This is a genomic window from Streptomyces sp. NPDC048484, from assembly GCF_040651415.1.
Classification (GTDB): Bacteria; Actinomycetota; Actinomycetes; order Streptomycetales; family Streptomycetaceae; genus Streptomyces.
The window spans coordinates 134,591-151,964 of sequence record NZ_JBEZJY010000009.1; the positions used below are offsets into that span (position 1 = coordinate 134,591).

Below are 17,374 nucleotides of genomic sequence, written 5' to 3' on the forward strand. Positions count from 1 at the left end.
GCGTCCAGCACCGATCCGGTGTCACAACCGTGCAGATACCTCGACGCAACCGATGTCAGTTCTTTACAAAGCCCCTGGCTGCACAGGGTCATGACGCCATATCAACCAGTGATCTGGTACATCGTCAACCAGTGGTCCAGTACGTCGTCAACCAGTGATCTGGTACGTCGACGACGCCTGCTCGTACAAGCGCGTCACCTCGTCCCGCTCGGCCTCCGGACCGCGCATCTGCACCACGTGGTACCGCCCACCGGCGATGATCACGAGGTTGCGTACGAAGACCTCACCGCCCGTGGAGTCCTGCCAGGTGAACTGTCCCTCGGCCATGGCCCGTCCGCCCACGTCGATCCGCCGCATCCCGCTGGACGTGGCCCATGTCGAGTCGCGGAACGGCTGCAGCTCGCGCTCGTCCTCGCGCTGGTAGTTCATCGGATCGCTGCCGTACTTCCCGGTCGTGTCGCGTCCGGGGACGACCAGCAGCTCGAAGGCACCGTGCGAGTAGACGACCTGGCCGCGTCCGTTCTTCCCGGTGCGCTCCCAGCCGTTGGCGACCGCCACGCGGAACCCTTCGGAGTCCTTGCGCAGTGTGAAGCCCTGGGGAAGCTCGGGGCCGGTGGTCTGGGTCGTGGAACTGGACGAGCTCGTCGGGCTGCTGTCCTTGCTCGGCGTCTTCTCGTTCTGCGGGTCGGTGCCCGCTTTCCCGTCCGGACCGGCGCCGGTGTCCGAGGAGTGTCCGGGGGCGGGACTGACGACATCGCCCGCGGAACCGGTGCGCTCACCGCCGGAGCCGTTCCTGGGCATGAACGCCACGGCGTACGCGACAGCGGCGGCCATGGCGAGCAGTATCAGCAGGAGCAGCGTGCGGCCGAGCCGGCGGGGCTTGACCTCCCTGCCCTGCTTGCCCCGCTTGTGACGGCCGTGGGGGCTGGTGGCGGGCAGCCCGGCGCGACGCCGGCGGACGATCTCGCCCCGACGACGTACGACAGGCAGCCGGGTGGGGTCCACGGGCGGCGCCGCGACGACGTACGTACCCGCCTCCGGCTCGGGCGCCGACCGCACCAGCGAACGCAGCCAGCCTCGAAGCTCCTCGAAGTCGAGCCGCTCTGTGGGGTCCTGACGCAGCAGGGATTCCACGACCGGCCTCAGCGGACCGCACTCCTCCGCGAAGGCGGGCGGCTCCGCGCACACCAGCTGCACCAGCTCGGCGGTGCTCTCCTCGGGGTAGGGCGCATGGCCCTGAACGGCGCGGAAGAGCAACGCGCCCAGCGCCCACAGGTCGGTCTCGGGAGCGATCGGCGCCGCCAACTGCCAGTTCTCGTGCACGGGCCCGGCCTGCTCGGGCGCCCAGCGCTCGGTGACGGGCCCCACAACGGCCATCCGCGCCTGCCGGGCCCGGTCCGCCGCCAGCGCGGTGGCCGGGCCTCGCCGGGTGGTGACAGAGGCGGGGGCGCGCTGAGCAGGGGTGCGCTGGCTCCCCTGGGTCGGAGCCGGGGCCCCGCCCGCGCCGGGGTCCGCGGAAGCGTGGTCGGCCGACGGCGCGTACCCGGCGCCGTACGCGACGGCCTCCGTCACCCATCCCCCGGCCGCACCGCCGCTGTCGCCCTGCAGCGCGGGAGAACGGTCCTGCCCGGGGCCCGCCACCACGGAGGCACCGCCGCGCGGCGCGGCGCCGTGCCAGGCGCCCGGCAGCCCCACCCCGTACGGGTCGGCGATCTGCCCCGGTGGCGACGTGTGCTCCACCCCTTGACCGGCTATCTGCCCCGAGATCGGACCGGAGGTCTGACCAGATGTCCGACCGGATGTCCGACCGGCTTCGGTGCCGCTTCCGGCCGACCCGGGCCGCGCAGCGGGCAACTCCGCGTTCCGGCCGTCCCGCTCCTCCTCCTGCACCCGGGCCGCCGCCCGCGCGCCCGCGCGGTAGGCCGCGATGGCTCCGGCCCGCGCGGCCCGTACGTCTTCGCCCGTGTCCAGTGCCCGCCGCGCCATGTCCTTGGCCCGCGACTGGGCCTGCGTGACGGGCAACGCGCTCCCGCCCCCGCGCACGGCCTCTACCGCGGAGCGGCCACTGTCCGGCCCAGGCGCCCCGGATACGGCCTGTCCACCGAAGCGCCCGGAGGCACCGGACCGACCGAGCTGCCCGGACGAACCCGCCCGACCTCCTGGACCCGCCGGGCCGCCCGTCTCACCTTCGCCTTCGGCGGGCGGCACCGGGTCGTATCCGCACAGCGCCTCCTCCGCGGCTCCCGAGGCAAGCCCCGTGAGCATCACCCGTCCGTCGTCGCAGACGAGCACCGTGCGGGCGGTGATGTTCCGGTGCACCCATCCGTGCGCGTGCAGCACCCGCAGCGCGGTCAGCACGTCGGCGGCCACCTCGGCGGCCCGATACGGACTCAGCGGCCCCTCGGCGAGCAGCGCCGCGAGCTGCCGCGCGGGCACCGACTCGCTCACTATCCACAGCGACCCGCCCTCGGCGAACACGTCGAAAACCTGGTCGAGCCGAGGGTGGTCGGGTATCTGCGCCGCGGCCTGCGCGGCCTCGATCGCCCGTCGCACGGCGGGCTCGGCGGGCCGCCGCGTGGTCCGCGCGGAGGGTCGCCTGACACCGTCGTCCCGCGCGACGAACCCGTCGGGCAGCCCGTCCGCGTCGAGCACCTCCGCCTCGACGACCTCGGGCAGCGGCACCTGACGGACCACGACCTCCTGGCCGCTGTACGTGTCGAAGGCCCGGGACTCGGCGAACTCGTACTCGTCCGACGGCGGGAGCGGCAGGCGGTAACGATCGGCGAGTACCCGTCCCGCATAGTCGTCCACGATGCCTCCCCCGGCCGCCCGGTTGGTCAATTCCGTTCGCCATGTGTCCCGTTGTGGCTGCAGTTGTGGCTGCATACGGTCCACAACCACTCACGATACGTGCCGGAGGCAACCCATCATGAGGAGATACGAGATCTCAGTTGTCTCGTGCCCCTCAGGACTTCGGTTTGAACGATTTCGTCAGCGTCCGCCACGTGTCTTTACGCAGCCCGGTGTCCCATTTGGAGGCCTTAGCGGTATACATGAGCGCATATCCCTGGCTGCCGTTGACGACGAACCCGCGGTCTATGGAACGGTATTTGGTGCCGCTCTCCACGTAGGTGAATTCCCAGTCGGCCGTGTTCCAGCCGCGGTAGTCGGCCTTCTCTATCCGGATCCGCTGATACTGCGACCGCTGCATGAACTGCTCTTGGTTCTTCCAGTCGGCCACCGGGTCGTCCTTGGGCGTCGTGGTCCAGCCGACCAGCAGACTCTGCCCGTCGGGGCCGGAGAACCGGGCACCGGCCGCACTCGTGGACAGGTATTTCCAGCCCTTGGGCAAGCCGATCGAGAACCCCTGCCCGTCCTTGTGCGTCGACTTCACTCCGCTGACCGAACCGCTGTTGGAGCCGCCCTCCGACCCACTCGATCCGCTCGATTCGCTCGATCCGTTCGACTCACCGGAAGCGCTCGCGCTGGGCGAGCTCTCCTTCTTCGCGCCGCCGCCGGAGGAGGAGTCCGTCTTCTCGTCGTCGTCCGTGTCCGTGCCGCTGTTCTCGTCCTGCTTGGTGCCGCTTCCCGCGTTCGCCCCACTGGACGTGGACTTGTCGTCGCCGCCCTTGTTCCCCTTGGAACTCGAATCGTCGTCGCCACCCAGCGTGAGGGCGAGGATCGTGCCCAGCACGGCCAGCGCCACGACGACGGCGATGATCGCCAACGTCCGCCGGGACACCACATCGGTGAGCGGCGCCCTGGGCGCGGTGGTCCGCGGAGACGACCCGCCGGACGGCCCGCCGGCGGAACCGCCCGAGTTTTCGCCCACCGCACTGGAGTTCAGTACGGAAGCGGCGTCGTCCCCGGTTTTCGCGGAAGCAGGCGCATCGGCCCCCGCGGCAGCAGCGGTGGAGCTGGACCGGGCGCCGGGAGCAGCGCCCGAACCGGACCCGGAGCCAGGACCAGGGCCAGGACCGGAAGTCGAACCCGGAACGGCGGGAGCCTCCGGCACCGAAGGCGCGGGCGCGGCAGCCTTCCCGCTGGACGCCTGCGCCGACCGGTCCGCAGCGATCCCGGTACCGGCCGCGGCGGCAGCCCCGGCCGCCGCCGAACCCTTGCCCTTCCGCACGGAGCGCAACGCCCCGCGCAGCCGGTCCACCGGCTCCTCGCTCTTCTTTCCGCCGCCCGAACTCCCCTTCTTCGACGGCTTCCCCGAAGGGACGTCCGGCAGCGGCACGACCTTCGTCGCGTCCGCCGGCTCCGGGTCGTCAGTGGGCTCGGGCGCGTGGATCACCTCGGTGAGCATCGCCCGTGCCCCGGCGTCGTCGAGCCGCTCCTCGGGGTCCTTGACGAGCAGGCCGTAGATGACGTTCTCCAGCGGACCCGCGTTCTTCGGCTGCTCCACCGGCTCCGTCATCACCGCGGTGAGCGTCGCGATGGCGGACCCCTTGTCGTACGGCGGCACGCCCTCCACCGACGCGTACAACAGGCCGCCGAGCGACCACAGGTCGGCCGCGGGTCCCGGCTTGTGTCCGCGCGCCCGCTCCGGCGAGATGTACGAGGGGGCGCCGACCAGCATGCCGGTCGAGGTGATGGACGGGTCGCCCTCGACCTGGGCGATGCCGAAGTCCGTGAGCACGACCCGGCCGTCCTCGGATATGAGCACGTTCGACGGCTTCACGTCGCGGTGCAGGATGCCCTCGCGGTGCGCCGAACGCAGCACGTCGAGAATGGCCAGCCCCACCTCGGCCGCGCGCTTGGGTGTGAGCAGCCCGTCCTCACGGATCACCTCGGCGAGGGACTTGCCCTCGACGAGCTCCATCACGATCCACGGCCGGTTGTCCTCGTCGACGACGTCATAGACCGTCACCGCGCCGTTGTTCCGGATCCGCGCGATCGCCTTGGCCTCGCGGAAGGTCCGTGTGATCAGTCGCCGCTTCTCTTCCTCGTCGGTGCGCGGCGGCAACCGCAGTTCCTTCACTGCGACCGTGCGGCCCAGCGTCTCGTCCTGCGCCCGCCACACGGTGCCCATGCCGCCGCGGCCGAGGACTCCTCCCAACCGGTACCGCCCGGCGAGGAGACGTCCACCCTCGTCCTTATGGGATTCTCCCGCCCGCTCCGCCTCCGACATGCGTCCCCTCATACAACCCGCCCTGACAGAGCCTTCATTGTCCCCCACTCGGACACCGTCCGGTGCCCCGGGTGCCTCTCGCGGAAGCAGCGCTTCCCCGAGAGGCCCTTCATCCGGCCCCCACCTGCCGTTCGGCCCGGACAGCCGCCCGTCATGAGCTGCGACAAGGGGGATTTGGTCCCCGGCTGCCGCCCCGCCGGCCTGCCGGCCTGCCGGCCTGCCGGCCATCGTGGGGGCACGACGGCCGTCGCGTCCTACAGCGGCACGATGTCCGGTGCCCCCAGCCGGGCCGCGTCGGCCGTCAGGTCGTCCGGCTGGCGCTGCGACTCCCGCTCCGCCTCCACCCGCTTCTGGTAGTGCTCGATCTCGCGCTCGATCTGGTCCTTGTCCCAGCCCAGTACCGGCGCCATCAGCTCCGCGGCCTCCCGCGCGCTGCGCGTGCCCCGGTCGAAGGTCTCGATCGAGATGCGCGTCCGCCGCGTCAGCACGTCGTCCAGATGGCGCGCCCCCTCGTGCGAGGCGGCGTAGACGATCTCGGCGCGCAGATAGTCGTCGGCCGCGGGCAACGGATCGCCCAGTGAGGCGTCCGCGGCGATGAGGTCGAGCACCTCCTCGGCGAGTGACCCGTACCGGTTCAACAGGTGCTCCACGCGCACCACGTGCAGGCCGGTCCGTGCGGCCATGCGCGCTCGCGCGTTCCACAGGGCCCGGTAGCCCTCGGCGCCGATCAGCGGGATGTCCTCGGTGACGCACTCGGCGACCCGCTGGTCGAGGCCGTGCACCGCCTCGTCCACCGCGTCCTTGGCCATCACCCGGTACGTCGTGTACTTACCGCCCGCCACGACCACGAGCCCCGGCACCGGGTGGGCGACGGTGTGCTCACGCGACAGTTTGCTCGTGGCGTCCGACTCCCCGGCGAGCAGCGGCCGCAGTCCCGCGTACACACCCTCTACGTCGTCACGCGTCAGCGGCACCGCGAGTACCGAGTTCACATGCTCCAGCAGGTAGTCGATGTCCGCGCTGGACGCCGCCGGGTGCGCCTTGTCCAGGTCCCACTCGGTGTCCGTCGTCCCCACGATCCAGTGCCGGCCCCAGGGGATCACGAAGAGCACGGACTTCTCGGTGCGCAGGATCAGCCCGCTCGTCGAGGTGATGCGGTCCTTCGGCACGACCAGATGGATGCCCTTGGACGCCCGGACGTGGAACTGGCCCCGCTCCCCGACCATCGCCTGGGTGTCGTCCGTCCACACCCCGGTGGCGTTGACCACCTGCCTGGCGCGGATCTCGTACTCGCCGCCCCCTTCGACGTCCTGCACCTTGGCACCGACGACCCGTTCACCCTCGCGCAGGAAGCCGGTGACCCGCGCACGGTTGGCGACCTTCGCTCCGTAGGCCGCCGACGTGCGCACCAGGGTCGCCACATAGCGGGCGTCGTCCATCTGGGCGTCGTAGTACTGCAGGGCCCCGACCAGCGCGTCCTTCTTCAACGCGGGGGCGACGCGCAGCGCGTGACGCCGTGAGAGGTGACGGTGCCTCGGCAGTCCGCGCCCGTGGCCGCGCGCCATCGACATCGCGTCGTAGAGCGCGACGCCCGAGCCGGCGTACAGCCTCTCCCATCCCTTGTGCTGCAAGGGGTACAGGAACGGGACGGGCTTCACGAGATGCGGCGCGAGCCGCTCCAGCAGGAGTCCGCGCTCCTTCAGCGCCTCCCGTACGAGCGCGAAGTCGAGCATCTCCAGATAGCGCAGGCCGCCGTGAATCAGCTTGCTCGACCGGCTCGACGTACCCGACGCCCAGTCACGCGCCTCGACCAGACCGGTGGACAGGCCGCGGGTCACGGCGTCCAACGCGGTGCCCGCGCCGACCACGCCCGCTCCCACGACGAGCACATCCAACTCGCGCTCGGCCATCGCCGCGAGTGACTCGGCGCGCTCCGCCGGTCCCAGTGTCGCTGTCCGCACAGTTGCCTCCAGCTGTCTGTCGCGCCGGGCTCACCCGTACGGCGAGGCCCTGCTCACATCCCCCATGCCCAGATTCTGACCGCGTTGCCCGCCATCGGCCACCACCGGCGGTCCACCTGTGGATATCTCTCGGCGACTTCCTGAGAAACGCAACCAAACAATCCCGCAAATCGGTCATATTTACTCCTAGTCTGACATTGCGCTCGCCCGTTCTGTCCACAGGGCTTGCGCCCTCGTCCCACTCCGGCTACATCACACCGGCTACAGGGAAGGACGGCCCACCGCCATGCCCGCAGATCTCGCCGTCATCGGCCTCGGCCAGCTCGGCCTGCCCCTGGCCCAGGCCGCCGCAACCACCGGCATCCCCACCCTCGGTTACGAATGCGGCGACCCCGCACCGCTGGCCGCCGCGGGTCTGCGCCGGATGCTCTCCACAGGATTCCGGCAGGCCACCGACCCGGCCGAACTCGCCCGCGTACGCACCGCCGTCATCTGCGCTCCCACCCCGCCCGGCGCGGACGGAACGCTCGACCTGGGGCAGGTGGCCGCCGCCGCCCGCACCCTGGCCGCACACCTGCGCCCCCACACCACGGTGATCCTGGAGTCTCCCGTATACCCGGGGACCACGGAGGAATTCCTCCGTCCGCTCCTCGAAAAGGGCTCCGGGCTCCGCGCGGGCCGCGACTTCCATCTCGCGTACTCGCCCAGCCGGGTCGACCCGGGCAACCGCGACCACGGTCCCGCCAACACCCCGAAGGTCATCGGCGGCCTCACCCCCGCCTGCACCGAGTCGGCCGCCGCGTTCTACGGCCGCCTCACCGACAAGGTCGTACGCGCGCGTGGACCCCGCGAGGCGGAGACCGTGCAGCTCCTGGAGACCAACTACCGGCACGTCAACATCGCCCTGGTCAACGAGATGGCCGTCCTCTGCCACGACCTGGGCATCGACCTGTGGGACGTCATCCGCTGCGCCGAGACCAAGCCGTTCGGCTTCCAGGCCTTCCGGCCCGGCCCCGGCCTGGGCGGCCACGCCGTCCCACGGGACCTCGCGGGCCCGCGGACCCGAGCCCTGCGCATGGTCGAACTGGCCCAGCAGGTCAACGACCACATGCCCAAGTACGTCATCCAGCGCGCTGCCGCACTCCTCAACGAACACGGCAAGTCGGCCCGCGGCGCGCGCGTGCTGCTCCTCGGGGTCACCTACAAGTCCGACCACGCCGACCAGCAGGGCTCACCCGCCCAGGAGATCGCGACCCGTCTGATGGAACTGGGCGCCGCCGTCAGCTACCACGACCCGCACGTCCCGTCCTGGAGCATCCTCGGCCGCCCGGTCCCGCGCGTGGACTCCCTCTACGAGGCAGCCGCCGACGCGGACCTGACGATCCTGCTCCAGCAGCACCGCACATACGACCTCCAGGGCCTGTCGGTGAAGGCGCAACTGTTGCTGGACACCCGGGGGGCCACACCCACAGGGGCGGCGCACAGATTGTGAAGGGGGGCGCCCGAGCAGGCCGGAGCCCCTGTCGCTGGTGGCGAACGGCTCCCACCGCCGGTACCGTACGGAAACAGGTGGAGCCCACCGCAGGGGCACTGCGGCAGGCTCCAGGATGGTTCACGGAGTGTCCGCCCCTAGTTGAGTTGGGGGCGGCCGCTCAGCATCCGAGAATCCGCAGGATTCACCTACTGCGGTGCCGTGCCGTTCGTCGGCGGTATCAGGTACCGTGCAAAAAAGGGTGGAGCCCACCGCAGGGGCGCTGCGGCAGGCTCCAGGATGGTTCACGGAGTGTCCGCCCCTAGTTGTTTTGGGGGCGGCCGCTCACCATCCGAAAATCCGCAGAATCCACCTCCTCCGGCACTTCACCGTCCACAGACGGATCCGGTCCCAGCGGGTGGGCTTTGCGGTGGCGCCCCATGGGCGGCCCCCTTCCACGACGCCGCCCAGAGGCCCGGTGGGCGGCTCGTCGGAACTCGGGCCGGGCCCCGAGGGCCGGGGTCCGGAACCATGTCCTTGGAAGGGGGCGCCCACACAACTGGAGCGCCGAACACGGACGTTATCGCCTCGACACGGCCGTTTCCCGCGCATTCGCCCCGAAGGCAACCGTGCGCCCCCTGACGCGAAACGCGCCCCCACCAGGGCAATCACCAGGGGGATGTGGGCACACGAAGGGGCCCGGTCACTCATCCGTGTGAGTGACCGGGCCCCTTCGTGTGCGTCCGCTCAAGCCGAGCCGGGCCCAGCCGAATCCGGCCAGGCCCAGCGCGGCGTCACGTCACCGCTTGTGCTGCGAGTCCGCCACCGTGACCTCGACCCGCTGGAACTCCTTGAGCTCGCTGTAGCCGGTCGTGGCCATCGCGCGGCGCAGGGCGCCGAAGAAGTTCATGGAGCCGTCGGGCGTGTGCGAGGGGCCCAGGAGGACCTCCTCGATGGTGCCGACGGTACCGAGGTCGACCTTCTTGCCGCGCGGCAGCTCTTCGTTGACGGCCTCCATGCCCCAGTGGTGGCCCCGGCCGGGCGCGTCCGTCGCGCGCGCGAGCGGGGAGCCCATCATCACCGAGTCGGCGCCGCAGGCGATCGCCTTGGGCAGGTCGCCGGACCAGCCGACACCGCCGTCCGCGATCACGTGCACGTACCGGCCGCCGGACTCGTCCATGTAGTCACGGCGGGCGGCGGCCACGTCGGCGACGGCGGTGGCCATCGGGACCTGGATGCCCAGCACGTTGCGCGTGGTGTGCGCGGCGCCGCCGCCGAAGCCCACCAGGACACCGGCGGCCCCCGTACGCATCAGGTGCAGGGCCGCCGTGTACGTGGCGCAGCCGCCGACGATGACCGGGACGTCCAGCTCGTAGATGAACTGCTTCAGGTTCAGCGGCTCGGAGGCGCCCGAGACGTGCTCCGCCGAGACCGTCGTACCGCGGATGACGAAGATGTCGACGCCCGCGTCCACGACGGCCTTGGAGAACTGGGCGGTGCGCTGCGGGGAGAGCGCCGCCGCGGTGATCACGCCCGAGTCGCGCACCTCCTTGATGCGCAGCCCGATCAGCTCCTCCTTGATGGGAGCCGCGTAGATCTCCTGGAGGCGGCGGGTCGCGGTCCCGGCGTCCAGCTCCACGATCTCGTCGAGGAGCGACTGCGGGTCCTCGTGCCTCGTCCACAGGCCTTCGAGGTTGAGGACGCCCAGACCGCCGAGCTCGCCGATGCGGATGGCGGTCGCCGGAGAGACGACCGAGTCCATGGGAGCCGCCAGGAACGGCAGCTCGAAGCGGTAGGCGTCGATCTGCCAGGCGATCGAGACCTCCTTCGGGTCCCGCGTACGGCGGCTCGGGACGACGGCGATGTCGTCGAAGGCGTACGCCCGGCGGCCGCGCTTGCCGCGCCCGATCTCGATCTCAGTCACGTGTGTGGCCTTTCCCTCTTCGTTTCTGCGCGTTCCAGTATCCCCGACACATACGACGAGGGCGGCCCCGGAGCCTCCGGGACCGCCCTCGGGCGTGCTCCACGCGCGCGTGGCACCCGCTTCACGGCTTCGCCTGCGGCTACTGGCCGCGGCTGTAGTTCGGTGCCTCGACCGTCATCTGGATGTCGTGCGGGTGGCTCTCCTTGAGGCCCGCCGACGTGATGCGTACGAAGCGGCCCTTGGTCTCCATCTCGTCGATGGAGGCGGCGCCGACATAGCCCATGGTCTGGCGCAGCCCGCCGACGAGCTGGTGCAGCACGTTCGCGAGCGGGCCGCGGTAGGGCACCTGGCCCTCGATGCCCTCGGGAACGAGCTTGTCGTCCGAGGCCACCTCGGCCTGGAAGTAGCGGTCCTTCGAGTACGACCTGCCCTGGCCACGGGACTGCATGGCGCCGAGGGAACCCATGCCGCGGTACGACTTGAACTGCTTGCCGTTGATGAAGAGCAGTTCGCCGGGCGACTCCTCGCAGCCGGCGAGAAGGCTGCCGAGCATCACCGTGTCGGCGCCGGCGGCCAGCGCCTTGCCGATGTCTCCGGAGTACTGCAGACCGCCGTCGCCGATCACCGGGACACCCGCGGCGCGGGCCGCGAGGGCCGCTTCGTAGATGGCGGTGACCTGCGGGACGCCGATGCCGGCGACCACGCGGGTCGTACAGATCGAGCCGGGTCCCACGCCCACCTTGACGCCGTCGACACCGGCGTCGACCAGCGCCTGGGCGCCGTCACGGGTGGCCACGTTGCCGCCGATCACGTCGACGCCGACGCTCGACTTGATCTTCGCCATCCAGTTGAGGGCGTTGCTGTTGTGCCCGTGCGAGGTGTCGACGATCAGGAAGTCCGCACCGGCCTCGGCGAGCGCCTGGGCCCGCTCCAGCGCCTCGGGGCTGGCGCCGACGGCGGCGCCCACGAGGAGACGGCCCTCGGCGTCCTTCGCGGCGTTCGGGTACTTCTCGGCCTTGACGAAGTCCTTGACCGTGATGAGGCCCTTGAGGATGCCCGCGTCGTCGACCAGCGGCAGCTTCTCGATCTTGTGGCGACGGAGCAGTTCCATCGCGTCGTTCCCGGAGATACCGACCTTGCCGGTGACCAGCGGCATCGGGGTCATGACCTCGCGCACCTGACGGGAGCGGTCGGTCTCGAAGGCCATGTCGCGGTTGGTGACGATGCCGAGCAGCTTGCCGTTGCCGTCGGTGACGGGGACGCCGCTGATGCGGAACTTGGCGCACAGCGCGTCGGCCTCGGCGAGCGTCGCGTCCGGGTGCACCGTGATCGGGTCGGTGACCATGCCGGACTCGGAGCGCTTCACCAGGTCGACCTGGTTGACCTGGTCCTCGATGGACAGGTTCCGGTGCAGGACGCCGACACCGCCCTGCCGGGCCATGGCGATCGCCATCCGGGACTCGGTGACCTTGTCCATCGCGGCCGAGAGCAGCGGGATGTTCACGCGCACGTTGCGGGAGATACGGGACGAGGTGTCGACCGCGTTGGGCAGTACTTCCGATGCGCCCGGCAGCAGCAGCACGTCGTCGTAGGTCAGCCCGAGTGTCGCGAATTTCTCGGGCACTCCGTCGACGTTTGCAGTCATGACACCTTCCCCAAATGGCCTTGATCGGTGCGGATGCCCATGCTAACGGGAAGCACGGCTCTCTCATTCCACGGCTACGGACGCCCCTGGGCTTCGTAGGTTCGTACGGGCCGGATGGTTGCTCTGTTCACCGCGCGCCGCCGCGCACCGATGCGTACTGACGAGTGCCGACGCGTACCGACGCCCCTACCGATGAGTAAGGCCGCCCTGACCGGCCTGGCGGGAAACTCGCACGGCGCGGCACCGGCCCCACCGGTGCGAGCCGCCCGCGAAAGGAGAGCCCGCCTACTGCTCCGCCAGTGCCCGCAAGCGGCTGAGAGCGCGGTGCTGGGCGACCCGGACGGCGCCGGGTGACATTCCCAACATCTGCCCCGTCTCCTCGGCCGTGAGACCCACCGCGATCCTCAGCAGGAGAAGTTCCCGCTGGTTCTCGGGGAGGTTGGCCATGAGCTTCTTCGCCCACGCGGCGTCGCTGCTGAGGAGGGCACGCTCCTCGGGGCCGAGCGAGTCGTCCGGCCGCTCGGGCATCTCGTCCGACGGCACGGCCGTCGAGCCCGGATGGCGCATCGCGGCCCGCTGCAGATCCGCCACCTTGTGCCCGGCGATGGCGAAGACGAATGCTTCGAAGGGGCGCCCGGTGTCCTTGTAGCGCGGCAGTGCGAGCAGCACCGCGACGCAGACCTCCTGAGCCAGGTCCTCCACGAAGTGCCGTGCATCGCCCGGAAGCCGGGACAGACGCGTACGGCAGTAGCGGATGGCGAGCGGATGGACATGGGCGAGCAGGTCGTGCGTGGCCTGCTCGTCACCCTCGACCGCGCGATGGACGAGCGCACCAATCACCCCGTGGGCATTAGCCGCCTCATCGTCACGCATCGGTCCATGGTGCCTTGGCGTCGTTCGATCCGTGGCACCGCGTCCGTAGTTGTACACCGAAGCGTTATGAGCAGGTGCGCCGGAACTCATCTCCTGCGCCCTCCCCTCCCGCTCGACCGACTCGTTCCCGAGGAACTCCACACCTCAAGGATGCGGCATCCGCCGGGAAACGGGGATCGGGTGCCCGAACAGCTCCATTCGATCCCCTGTCGGGCCCTGCCCCACCCGCCCGACGGCGGGCGGGGAAACCCGCGCCCCCACGGCGGTTCACCTACCGGACCAGGCCCCATCGGAACCCGAGCGCCACCGCGTGCGCTCGGTCCGAGGCGCCGAGCTTCTTGAAGAGCCGGCGGGCGTGCGTCTTGACCGTGTCCTCGGAGAGGAACAGCTCACGGCCGATCTCCGCGTTCGACCGGCCGTGGCTCATGCCCTCCAGGACCTGGATCTCACGCGCTGTGAGCGTCGGCGCCGCACCCATCTCGGCCGACCGGAGTCTGCGCGGGGCGAGCCGCCAGGTCGGGTCGGCGAGAGCCTGGGTGACGGTCGCACGCAACTCCGCGCGGGAGGCGTCCTTGTGGAGATAGCCGCGGGCACCGGCGGCGACCGCGAGTGCCACACCGTCCAGGTCCTCGGCGACGGTGAGCATGATGATGCGCGCACCGGGGTCGGCGGACAGCAGCCGCCGGACCGTCTCCACGCCGCCCAGACCGGGCATGCGTACGTCCATCAGAATCAGGTCCGAACGGTCGGCACCCCAGCGGCGGAGGACTTCCTCGCCGTTGGCCGCCGTGGTCACGCGCTCTACGCCGGGCACGGTCGCCACCGCGCGGCGGAGCGCCTCTCGGGCAAGCGGGGAGTCGTCGCAGACGAGGACGGATGTCATGGCCGTCCTCCGCAGCTGATGCGCGTCACCTTGGGCCTCCAGGCTGGTACGAAATCGTCACCTGTGCGGTCGACCGTCTCGGACGCTTGCCCGAGCGCTTGTTCTTTTCAACCGCCTCGCACACTCAACGACGGTCACTCGAAAGAGTTACGGGGCCTTGAACCACCTTCGGCACTCTACGTGAGGGCGCGGACACGGCGCAGACAGCGCGGCAGACCCTCAAGGTTTCATCACAAGCTATGCCCCATTTAGCTGCTTTTCCTTCTATTTGATGGCATTTGAGGCTAGGTTCTCAATGAGTCATATTTTCATCTCCTTAGATCGTAGATGTACGGTGATGGGCACGTAACCGACCAAAACGGCTACAAGGGGACAAAGCAATGGCAGATTTCTCCCGCCTTCCCGGACCCAACGCGGATCTGTGGGACTGGCAGCTCCTCGCGGCCTGCCGCGGGGTCGACAGTTCGCTCTTCTTTCACCCCGAGGGCGAACGCGGTGCGGCACGGAGCGCTCGCGAGAACTCGGCCAAAGAGGTCTGCATGAGGTGCCCGGTGCGAGCCGAGTGCGCGGCGCACGCCATGGCGGTACGCGAGCCGTACGGCGTGTGGGGCGGCCTCACCGAGGACGAGCGCGAAGAACTCATGGGGCGGGCGCGCAACCGCCTGGTCTCGGCGTCGAGCGGGGGCGACCCGTCAGACCCCTGACGCACACCACCGGACACTCCACTGAAGGAACGTTTCTCCAATGGGTGCGCCCACCCGAGCCCCTACTTTTCGTCCCCCACTGCGTACCTCTCACCCCTCTCGCCCCTCTTGCTCCTCTCGCTCCTCTCGCTCCGTAGACGGGCCGCGGCTCGCTCCAGCTGGTCCAGCGTGGCCGCCACGGCGGGCACCTGTGCCAGATCCGGCAGTGTGAGCGCGACGATCTCGCGTCGCAAAGCGGGCTCCACCGTCACCGTGCGTGCGCCCTTGGGCCGGACGGACTCGATGGCCAGCTCCGGCAGGACCGCGACCCCGAGCCCGGCTCCGACCAGGCCGACCACCGCCGGATAGTCGTCGGTCGCGAAGTCGATACGGGGTGTGAAGCCCGCGCTCTCGCAGACCTCCACCAGCTGGCCCCGGCAGCGGGGGCAGCCGGCGATCCACGGCTCGTCGGCGAGATCGCCGATGGCGACCACTCCCGCCCGGGCCAGCCGATGCCCCTCGGGGACCAGACCGACGAGCCGGTCGGCGAGCAGCGGGCGGATCACCAGGCCGTCCCACTCCTCGGAGCCCGCCGCGATCGCGTACCGGAAGGAGAGCGTCACGTCGCAGTCGCCCTCGCGCAGCATTTCGACGGAGCGCGGCGGCTCGGCCTCCTCCAGGGAGACCCGCGTGCCGGGGTGCGCGGCGCGCAGTGCGGCGAGCGCGGTCGGTACGAGCGTGGAGCTGCCGCTGGGAAACGAGACCAGGCGCACCCGGCCCGCCCGCAGGCCCGCGATCGCGGCGACCTCCTCCTCCGCGGCGGTGAGGCCGGCGATGATGCCCGCGGCATGCCGGACGAGGGCCTCGCCGGCCTGGGTCAGACGCATCTCACGGCCCGTGCGGATCAGGAGCGGCGTACCGACGGAGGACTCAAGTGCCTTCATCTGCTGGCTGACGGCGGGCTGCGTGCAGCCCAGTTCGCGCCCCGCCGCCGAGAAGGAGCCGGTGGCGGCGACGGCGCGCAGGACGCGCAGATGGCGGGCCTCGATCACTCTCCGAGCATAAGCGAATCTTGGGTATGGCGACGAATATCGCGTCGCCGCTTTGGCTCGCATCGCCTAGCGTGCCGTCATGAAGCTTCTCTCTCTGAATCTGGGCCGGCCCGAGGCCGTCGACTACACGAGCCAGGCCGAGGGCCTGACCGGGATAGACAAGCGGCCGGTGGACGGTCCGGTGCGGGTGACCGCTCCCGGCCCCGCGGGCGTCGGCGGGAGCGGTCTCGCCGGGGACGCCGTGTGCGAGCTGCGGCACCACGGCGGGGACGACCAGGCCGTGTACGCCTTCGCGCGCGAGGACCTGGACGACTGGCAACGCGAGTTGGGGCGGCCCCTGACCAGCGGAATGTTCGGCGAGAACCTCACGACGGAGGGGATCGACGTGTCCGGGGCGAAGATCGGGGAGCGCTGGCGCGTCGGCTCCGAGGTCGTTCTCGAAGTGACCTCCGGGCGGATTCCCTGCCTCACCTTCCAGGGCCACCTCGGTGAGAAGGGGTGGGTCAGGCGGTTCACGCAGAAGGGGGCGACCGGCGCGTACCTGCGGGTGATCGAGCCCGGGGAGATACGGGCGGGCGATCCGATCGAGATCGTGCACCGGCCGGACCACGAGGTGACCACCGCCCTCCAGTTCCGCGCGGTCACGATCGAACGGACGCTGCTGCCGCGAGTGTTGGCGGCGGGGGACGCCCTGCACCCGGCGGCGCGTGAGATGGCGCTGAAGTACATCGAGAAGCACGGCGAGCAGTACGGCCAGTAGTACGGCCAGTAGTACGGCGGTGGCGGGGCGTGACCGTGGCACCCACGCCGACAGCGCATGCTCTTCCGGCTCGCGCGCGACAGGGAGAGCATGCGACAGGTCACTAACCTTGGGCCATGACAACGGCTCTGATTACGGGATCGACCGCAGGCATCGGTGCCGCCTTCGCACGGCGGCTGGCCTCCGACGGGCACAACCTCGTGCTGGTGGCGCGGGACACCGAGCGGCTCGGCGAGCAGGCGACGGAACTGCACGACCGGCACGGCATCGAGGCGGAGGTACTGACGGCGGATCTGGCGACGGACGAGGGCATCGAGGCGGTGGCCGCCCGCCTCTCGGACCGCAAGAGCGCGGTCGACCTGCTCGTCAACAACGCGGGCTTCGGCAACAAGGGTCTCTACCTGGACGTACCGATGGCGGACGAGCTGCGGATGCTCAAGGTGCACTGCGAGGCGGTGCTCCGGCTGACGTCGGCGGCGGCCGAGTCCATGCGGGAGCGCGGGCGCGGCGGTGTGGTCAACGTGGCGTCGATGGCCGCGTTCACGCCGCGCGGTACGTACGGGGCGTCGAAGGCGTGGGTCGTGCAGTTCACGCAGGGCGTGGCGAAGGACCTGGCGGGCAGCGGAGTCCGGCTGATGGCGATGTGCCCCGGCTTCGTGCGGACCGAGTTCCACGAGCGGGCCGGGATGGGCACGGACAACATCCCCGGCTGGATGTGGCTGGACGCCGACAAGGTGGTCGCGGCCGGACTGGCCGACCTGGCGCGGGGCAGGTCGTTGTCCATTCCGGACACGCGCTACAAGGTCCTGGCGGGCCTGACGAAGGTGGCCCCGCGGGGGCTGGCGAGCGGGATCAGCTCGAAGGCGGGCCGGAAGTACGGGCCGAAGTGAGCCTGGTGTTACGGACCGGAGCGAGCCCGGTGCTACGGACCGGAGCAGGTCCGGTGTTACGGACCGAAGTGGCCCCCGTATTGCCGTTACCCGGTGAC

General features: G+C 70.5%; 12 protein-coding genes. 4 read left to right on the top strand and 8 right to left on the bottom strand.

Features of this window, described 5'->3' with window-relative positions; translation table 11 throughout:
• Window positions 1-147: 147 nt before the first annotated feature.
• The 3 genes from AB0D14_RS11695 to AB0D14_RS11705 all read right to left on the bottom strand — a co-directional run bounded on the left by AB0D14_RS11695 (window position 148) and on the right by AB0D14_RS11705 (window position 7,095).
• The gene (locus tag AB0D14_RS11695; RefSeq protein ID WP_362777250.1) at window positions 148-2,811 is read right to left on the bottom strand and encodes a protein kinase; all 2,664 of its coding nucleotides are present in this window, start codon (window positions 2,809-2,811) and stop codon (window positions 148-150) included.
• Window positions 2,812-2,965: 154 nt separating this feature from the next.
• On the bottom strand, window positions 2,966-5,134 hold the full coding sequence (locus AB0D14_RS11700) for a serine/threonine-protein kinase (RefSeq protein WP_362777252.1): 2,169 nt from the start codon (window positions 5,132-5,134) through the stop codon (window positions 2,966-2,968).
• 254 nt (window positions 5,135-5,388) lie between these two features.
• Entirely contained in the window at window positions 5,389-7,095 is a 1,707-nt protein-coding gene (locus AB0D14_RS11705) for a glycerol-3-phosphate dehydrogenase/oxidase (RefSeq protein ID WP_362777254.1), read from the bottom strand.
• Window positions 7,096-7,381: 286 nt separating this feature from the next.
• On the opposite strand from AB0D14_RS11705, the gene AB0D14_RS11710 reads away from it, so the two are divergent.
• Window positions 7,382-8,587, top strand: a complete 1,206-nt coding sequence (locus AB0D14_RS11710; protein WP_362777255.1) for a nucleotide sugar dehydrogenase — start codon at window positions 7,382-7,384, stop codon at window positions 8,585-8,587.
• 778 nt (window positions 8,588-9,365) lie between these two features.
• Here the strand turns inward: AB0D14_RS11710 and AB0D14_RS11715 are convergent.
• The 4 genes from AB0D14_RS11715 to AB0D14_RS11730 all read right to left on the bottom strand — a co-directional run bounded on the left by AB0D14_RS11715 (window position 9,366) and on the right by AB0D14_RS11730 (window position 13,891).
• The gene (locus AB0D14_RS11715; protein WP_362777257.1) at window positions 9,366-10,490 is read right to left on the bottom strand and encodes a GuaB3 family IMP dehydrogenase-related protein; all 1,125 of its coding nucleotides are present in this window, start codon (window positions 10,488-10,490) and stop codon (window positions 9,366-9,368) included.
• 139 nt (window positions 10,491-10,629) lie between these two features.
• Window positions 10,630-12,135 carry an IMP dehydrogenase gene (gene guaB, locus AB0D14_RS11720; RefSeq protein WP_362777259.1) on the bottom strand — a complete coding sequence of 502 codons (1,506 nt, stop codon included), beginning with the start codon at window positions 12,133-12,135 and terminating at the stop codon, window positions 10,630-10,632.
• 285 nt (window positions 12,136-12,420) lie between these two features.
• Window positions 12,421-13,008, bottom strand: coding sequence for a sigma-70 family RNA polymerase sigma factor (locus tag AB0D14_RS11725; protein ID WP_362777262.1), 588 nt, complete (start codon window positions 13,006-13,008; stop codon window positions 12,421-12,423).
• 271 nt (window positions 13,009-13,279) lie between these two features.
• On the bottom strand, window positions 13,280-13,891 hold the full coding sequence (locus AB0D14_RS11730) for a response regulator transcription factor (RefSeq protein ID WP_003948568.1): 612 nt from the start codon (window positions 13,889-13,891) through the stop codon (window positions 13,280-13,282).
• 380 nt (window positions 13,892-14,271) lie between these two features.
• Here AB0D14_RS11730 and AB0D14_RS11735 point away from each other — a divergent pair, with 380 nt between their 5' ends.
• A complete protein-coding gene (locus AB0D14_RS11735; protein WP_362777265.1) occupies window positions 14,272-14,595 on the top strand; it encodes a WhiB family transcriptional regulator in 324 nt (107 codons plus the stop codon).
• 62 nt (window positions 14,596-14,657) lie between these two features.
• On the opposite strand, the gene AB0D14_RS11740 is transcribed toward AB0D14_RS11735, so the two are convergent.
• The gene (locus AB0D14_RS11740; protein ID WP_362777268.1) at window positions 14,658-15,626 is read right to left on the bottom strand and encodes a LysR family transcriptional regulator; all 969 of its coding nucleotides are present in this window, start codon (window positions 15,624-15,626) and stop codon (window positions 14,658-14,660) included.
• 79 nt (window positions 15,627-15,705) lie between these two features.
• On the opposite strand from AB0D14_RS11740, the gene AB0D14_RS11745 reads away from it, so the two are divergent.
• Together AB0D14_RS11745 and AB0D14_RS11750 are read left to right on the top strand one after the other, a co-directional pair.
• Window positions 15,706-16,386, top strand: a complete 681-nt coding sequence (locus tag AB0D14_RS11745) for an MOSC domain-containing protein (protein WP_362777271.1) — start codon at window positions 15,706-15,708, stop codon at window positions 16,384-16,386.
• Window positions 16,387-16,502: 116 nt separating this feature from the next.
• Window positions 16,503-17,276, top strand: a complete 774-nt coding sequence (locus AB0D14_RS11750; protein WP_362777274.1) for an SDR family oxidoreductase — start codon at window positions 16,503-16,505, stop codon at window positions 17,274-17,276.
• Window positions 17,277-17,374 lie beyond the last annotated feature (98 nt).